Here is a 5270-nt window from a genome sequence, read left to right on the forward strand (position 1 = left end):
TTCGACAAGGGCGCGAGCGCGAGCGGTGCGGCCGGTCGACAGACCTGACGAAGCACTACTGGCGCCGGTGGACGGCCGCGAGCCTTCCGTCGGGGTCGAGGCGGCCGAGGACCGCCTCCGCGATCGCGGACAGCTGGGTGACCTGCTCGGGGGTCAGCGCGTCGATCACGTTCGCGCGGACGGTCGCGACGTGACCGGGTGCGCTCGCCTCGACCTTCTCCCAGCCGGCCGGCGTGAGCCGGGCGTTGGTGGCGCGCCGGTCCTGCGGGCAGGGGAAGCGCTCGACGAGGCCGCGCCCCTCCAACCGCTGCACGACGTGGGACAGGCGGGCGAGGGTGGCGTTCGTGGTCTGCGCCAGCGTCGTCATCCGCAGCGTGCGCTCGGGCGCCTCCGACAGCATGGCCAGCACGTAGTACTCGAAGTGGGAGAGGTCGGCGTCGCGGCGGAGCTGGGACTCCAGCACTCCGGGCAGCAGCTCGACCACGGCGACCAGCCGTACCCAGGCGCCGAGCTCGTCGGGGGTGAGCCATCGCGTGTCCACGGTCACATCATCCCACACATTTAATTGTTGCTACAACCATTGGTAAATGAGATAGTTGTAGCAACAACAACTTGTGGAGGACGGCATGGCACACGTGAGCATCATCGGTACCGGCAACATGGGTTCGGCGCTCGCCGGCCTGGTCACCAAGGGCGGCCACACCGTCGAGTCGTTCAACAGCTCCGACGCCGACAAGCCGGTCACCGGCGAGGTCGTCGTGCTGGCCGTGCCGTACCCGGCCGTCGCCGAGGTGCTGGCGCAGCGCGGCGGGCAGCTGGCCGGCAAGGTCGTCGTCGACATCACCAACCCGCTGAACTTCGAGACGTTCGACGACCTGGTCGTCCCCGCCGACAGCTCGGCCGCCGCCGGGATCGCCGCGGCGCTGCCGACAGCGAAGGTCGTCAAGGCGTTCAACATCAACTTCGCGGCGACGCTGTCCTCGGCCGACATCGGCGGGCAGACCACCACCGTGCTGATCGCCGGCGACGACGCCGACGCCAAGGCGCTGCTGGCCGACATCGTCACCGCCGGCGGGCTGCGCGCCATCGACGCCGGCGCGCTCAAGCGGGCCCGCGAGCTCGAGTCGCTCGCCCTCCTGCAGATCGGGCTCGCCGCGGGTGAGAAGGTCTCGTGGACCGGCGGCTTCGCGGTCGTGCCGTAATGACCACCTCGACGTCCACGTCCACAGTCCGCGCCGACGCGCTGATCCCGGCCGGGCACCCGTTCCGGGGTCACCTCGACCGGGTCGCGCGGCTGGAGACGGCCGCTCCCCACCGGTCGTGGAACGACGGCGACGGAGCGCTACCGGCGCTCTACCTCAGCCACGGCGCACCCATGACCTTCGAGGACACCGCCTGGATGACCGAGCTGCACGACTGGGCGCGGGCCCTGCCGCGGCCGCGGGCGGTACTCATCGTGAGCGCGCACTGGGAGTCGGCGCCGGTGGCGCTCACGGGCAGCGCGACCGAGCTGGTGTACGACTTCGGTGGGTTCGCGCCGCTGTACTACCGGATGCGCTACGACACGCCCGACGCCGGCGAGCTGGCCCGCCAGGTGGCCGGTGCGGTGCCGGGCGTCGTGCACGCCGGGCGCGGCCTCGACCACGGTGCGTGGGTCCCATTGAAGATCATGTACCCGGAGGCGGACATCCCGGTGCTGCAACTGAGCCTGCCCACCGACGACAGCGCCGGCCTGATCGCGCTCGGCGAGCGCCTGCGCCCGCTGCGCGAGCAGGGGGTGCTGGTCGTCGGCTCGGGGTTCATGACGCACGGGCTGCCGTTCCTCACCCGCGAGATGTGGACCAGCGGCGCGGTGCCCGGCTGGTCGGCCGACTTCGACGCGTGGGCCGCGGAGGCACTCGCCGCCGGCGACGTGGACGAACTGGCGGCGTTCCGCGACCGCGCGCCGGGAATGCCGTACGCGCACCCGACGGTGGAGCACTTCACGCCCCTGTTCGTGACGCTCGGCGCGGCCACCGACCCGACCGGGCCGGTGACCACGGCGATCGAGGGGTTCTCGATCGGTCTGGCGAAGCGCTCGTTCCAGACGGCGTGACGGTCATCGCGCGGCCCCGTGACCGCGCGGTGCACCTCAGCGTCTTCAGCTCTTTCGGCGTCTTCAGGCCTGGAGGCCGTCGACGACGCGGTAGTTGCCACGCACGATCTTGAAGTCGGGCGTGGCCATGCCGTTCGGGCCGCAGCCGGGGTCGGTGGCCGTGCCCGGCGAGAAGTTCAGCCGGTCGGGCGTCTCGGACGTGCCGCCGTTGCCGTTGTCCTCGACGCCGACGACCAGGTAGCTGCCCCGGTTCCAGGCGTTGGTGGTTCGCCGCGGGCCGCCCGACAGGGCGATCTTCCCGGTGAGGTACGCGACCTTGCCGTCGACCACGAGACAGGTCGAGGCGCCGATCGCGTAGGTGCCGTCGGGGTAGGTGATCGTGAACGCGCCCGGCGCGCCCCAGCTCGTGCCGGCGGCGGCGAGGTAGGCGGTCGGGTTGCCGAAGTCGCCGAGCGTGCCGAGGCCGGCGAGCACGTCGCCCGGGGTCGCCTTCGGGGTCGCGGCGGACGACGTCGCGGACGAGCTGGTCGACGGGTCCGTGGTGGACGCCTGGCCGGCGGTCGCCGGCACGGTCGCCGAGAGGGCGGCGGCCACGGCCGCGACAACGAGTGCTCTGCGCATGGGATGTCCTCGGAAAGCGGGGATGGGCACGGGTCCCCGTCGCGATCGGGAACATCGGCTGAATTTCTACCGCGTCGAGACCGGGCGCCCCAATGGGTCGACCGGTCGCCGCCCCGGCCGGATCGCCCGACGTTCCGTTTCCCCGGTGCCTGGCGGGGTAGGTGGGCCGGATGAGCGACGGAGTCTGGCGTGACGAGGAAAAGCTCCCGGTCGACGAACTGAACCGGGCGATGGCGACCTACTCGGCCGACGGCCAGGTCGACGACGGGACCGGCAACGACGCGGGCGCGGAAGCCGCGTTCGGGGACGAGGAACTGTCCTCGCGGCCGTCGCCGGACGGCCGTACGGGTCCACACTGACGGAGGGCGGCGTCGGCCCGTGGCTTCCCGCACAGACGACGCTTTGTATAAACGACGCTCGATCCAGTGCACTTGTGGGGCCGAAGGCCGCACCGGATCGAGCGTCGTTTATGCGGCGCGCTGGGACTCGCGCGCAGGACTCGCGCGCAGTGCTCACTCGCGCAGGTGGAGAGCCAGTGGCCCGCGCACGTTGATCGACGCCTTGAGGGGAGCCGGGCCGTCGACGCGCAGCTCCGGGAAGCGGCCGGCCAGCAGCCCCAGGGCGATGCGCGCCTGCACCCGGGCCAGCGGCGCGCCGACGCAGGTGTGCGGGCCGGCGCCGAACCCGAAATGGCGGCTGGGGGTGCGGGTCACGTCGAAGCGGTCGGCGTCGGGGTAGCGGCCCTCGTCGCGATTGGCGGACGCGAACGCCAGCAGCACGTCGGCGCCCGCCGGCACGGTGACGCCCGCGACGGTGGCCGCCCGGGTGGCGCGGCGGAAGATGGTCGGCACCGGTGACTCGTACCGCAGCACCTCCTCGACCGCGTTCGGCAGCAGGTCCGGCCGCTGCCGCAGTAGCTGCCACTGCTCCGGGTGGTCGGCCAGCGTCCGCACGGCGTTGCCGATGGTGTCGGTCGTCGTGATGTGTCCGGCGCCGATGGTGCTGCAGATCGTCGAGACCAGTTCGGTCTCCCGCTCGAACGCGAGCGGGCCGTCGCCGGGTGCGAGCGCGGCGACCACGTCGCTGACGAGGTCGTCCTCCGGGTCGGCGCGCCGGGCCCGCACGTAGCCGGCCACCAGGTGCTGGAACGCGACGACCATCGTGGCGGCGCGCGCCTCCGCGGCCTCGTCGAGGTCGGCGCTGCCGAGCCGGAACAGCGAGTCGCTGCCCGAGCGGGCCGTCTCGACGTCGGCCGGCGCGATGCCGAACACGAGTGCGGCGGTGTGCACGGGCAGCGGCGAGGCGAACCGTCCCACCAGGTCACCCGATCGGAAGCCCTCGATGAGGGCGTCGGCGCGGGCCCGGATGGCCGGTTCGAGCGCCTTGGCGGTCGCGAGCATCAGGCGCTTCGCGTACGGGGCGCGCAGCCGCCGGTGGGCGTCGCCGTCGGAGGTGATGTGGTCGGGTGCGGGTGGGTAGCCGCCGGCGAGCGCGGCGAGCGTCGCCGGGTACAGCTCGCGGACCGGTCGGAGGCTGTTGACCGACGAGAAGGTCTCCGGATCCTTGAGGATCGCGTCGACGTCGTCGAAGCGGGTGACCACCCACGCGTCGAGCCGGGGTGAGTGGAAGACCGGCTCGTCCCGTCGGGCCCGGGCGTATAACGGGTACGGGTCGGCGAGGTGCGCGCCGAGCGGGTCGTAGCTTTCCGCGAACTGAGTGCCGGACATCGCGCTCCCTGGCGGTTCGGCTGTGCTCTGGCGGTTCGGCTGTGCTGACGGCACAGGTCCACCAGGATGGCCCAGCGGCGCGCGAAGAACAAGGCGGCCGGACCCGTGCGCACGGGCCCGGCCAACTTTCCGGGCGCGCTACGGAACCCCGCGGCGGCACCCGATCCGACGACTCACGCCGTCAGTAGATGCCGCGGAGCACGATGACCGACTGGGCCGGCGCGTCGATGGAGTCGCCGGCCTTGAAGCTGGTCTCGTGGTCCGGCGCGGCGAGCAGCGGGTCGGCCGTGTCGATGACGGTCTGCCACGAGCTGCCGTACCGCTCGTCGGGCAGGGTCACCGGCACCGTGTCCAGCGTCGGGTTGAACAGCAGCAGGAACGAGTCGTCGACGATGGGCTCGCCGAGCGCGTCGGCCTCCGGGATGCCGTGGCCGTTGAGGAACACGGTGAGCGTGCGCCCGTCGGCCCAGTCGCTGTCGGACATCGGGGCACCGTCGGCGCGGAACCACGCGACGTCGGTGGCGCCGGAGTCGCCGATGGGCCGGCCGTCGAAGAAGCGGCGCCGGCGGAACAGCGGGTGCTGCTTGCGCAGGCTGATCAGCTGGGCGGTGAAGCGGGTCAACGCGTCGTTCTCGCGCGCGCCGGTCCAGTCGACCCAGCTGAGCTCGTTGTCCTGGCAGTACACGTTGTTGTTGCCCTGCTGCGTGCGGCCGAGCTCGTCGCCGTGGCAGATCATCGGCACGCCCTGGCTCAACAGCAGCGTGGTGAGGAAGCTGCGGATGCGCCGTCCACGCATGGCGACGACCTCGGGGTCGTCGGTCGGGCCC

Annotated in this window: 6 protein-coding genes and 1 pseudogene; 3 read left to right on the plus strand and 4 right to left on the minus strand. The window is 72.2% G+C overall.

Going from position 1 to position 5270, the window contains the following annotated elements; translation table 11 throughout:
* Positions 1 to 55 precede the first annotated feature (55 nt).
* Complete coding sequence (locus Voc01_RS40405) at positions 56 to 541, minus strand: MarR family winged helix-turn-helix transcriptional regulator (RefSeq protein ID WP_203933001.1); 486 nt, start codon at positions 539 to 541, stop codon at positions 56 to 58.
* An 85-nt stretch (positions 542 to 626) separates the two neighbouring features.
* Here Voc01_RS40405 and Voc01_RS40410 point away from each other — a divergent pair, with 85 nt between their 5' ends.
* Both Voc01_RS40410 and Voc01_RS40415 read left to right on the plus strand, forming a co-directional pair.
* Positions 627 to 1202: an NADPH-dependent F420 reductase gene (locus tag Voc01_RS40410; RefSeq protein WP_203933002.1), complete on the plus strand. Its 576-nt coding sequence runs from the start codon at positions 627 to 629 to the stop codon at positions 1200 to 1202.
* A complete protein-coding gene (locus Voc01_RS40415) occupies positions 1202 to 2095 on the plus strand; it encodes a dioxygenase family protein (protein ID WP_203933003.1) in 894 nt (297 codons plus the stop codon). The genes Voc01_RS40410 and Voc01_RS40415 overlap by 1 nt, the downstream gene beginning before the upstream one ends.
* Before the next feature lie 63 nt (positions 2096 to 2158).
* Here the strand turns inward: Voc01_RS40415 and Voc01_RS40420 are convergent, their stop codons facing one another.
* Positions 2159 to 2716 carry a hypothetical protein gene (locus Voc01_RS40420; protein ID WP_203933004.1) on the minus strand — a complete coding sequence of 186 codons (558 nt, stop codon included), beginning with the start codon at positions 2714 to 2716 and terminating at the stop codon, positions 2159 to 2161.
* Between the two features lie 170 nt (positions 2717 to 2886).
* Between Voc01_RS40420 and Voc01_RS40425 the strand changes: the two genes are divergently transcribed.
* Positions 2887 to 3075, plus strand: a complete 189-nt coding sequence (locus Voc01_RS40425; protein ID WP_203933005.1) for a hypothetical protein — start codon at positions 2887 to 2889, stop codon at positions 3073 to 3075.
* Positions 3076 to 3228: 153 nt separating this feature from the next.
* Here the strand turns inward: Voc01_RS40425 and Voc01_RS40430 are convergent, their stop codons facing one another.
* Both Voc01_RS40430 and Voc01_RS40435 read right to left on the minus strand, forming a co-directional pair.
* Positions 3229 to 4443 carry a cytochrome P450 gene (locus Voc01_RS40430; protein ID WP_203933006.1) on the minus strand — a complete coding sequence of 405 codons (1215 nt, stop codon included), beginning with the start codon at positions 4441 to 4443 and terminating at the stop codon, positions 3229 to 3231.
* Between the two features lie 181 nt (positions 4444 to 4624).
* Positions 4625 to 5270, minus strand: a pseudogene (locus Voc01_RS40435) (glycogen debranching enzyme); the annotation flags it as partial.

Origin of the sequence: Virgisporangium ochraceum, from assembly GCF_016863655.1 — a bacterium.
Lineage (GTDB): Bacteria > Actinomycetota > Actinomycetes > Mycobacteriales > Micromonosporaceae > Virgisporangium > Virgisporangium ochraceum.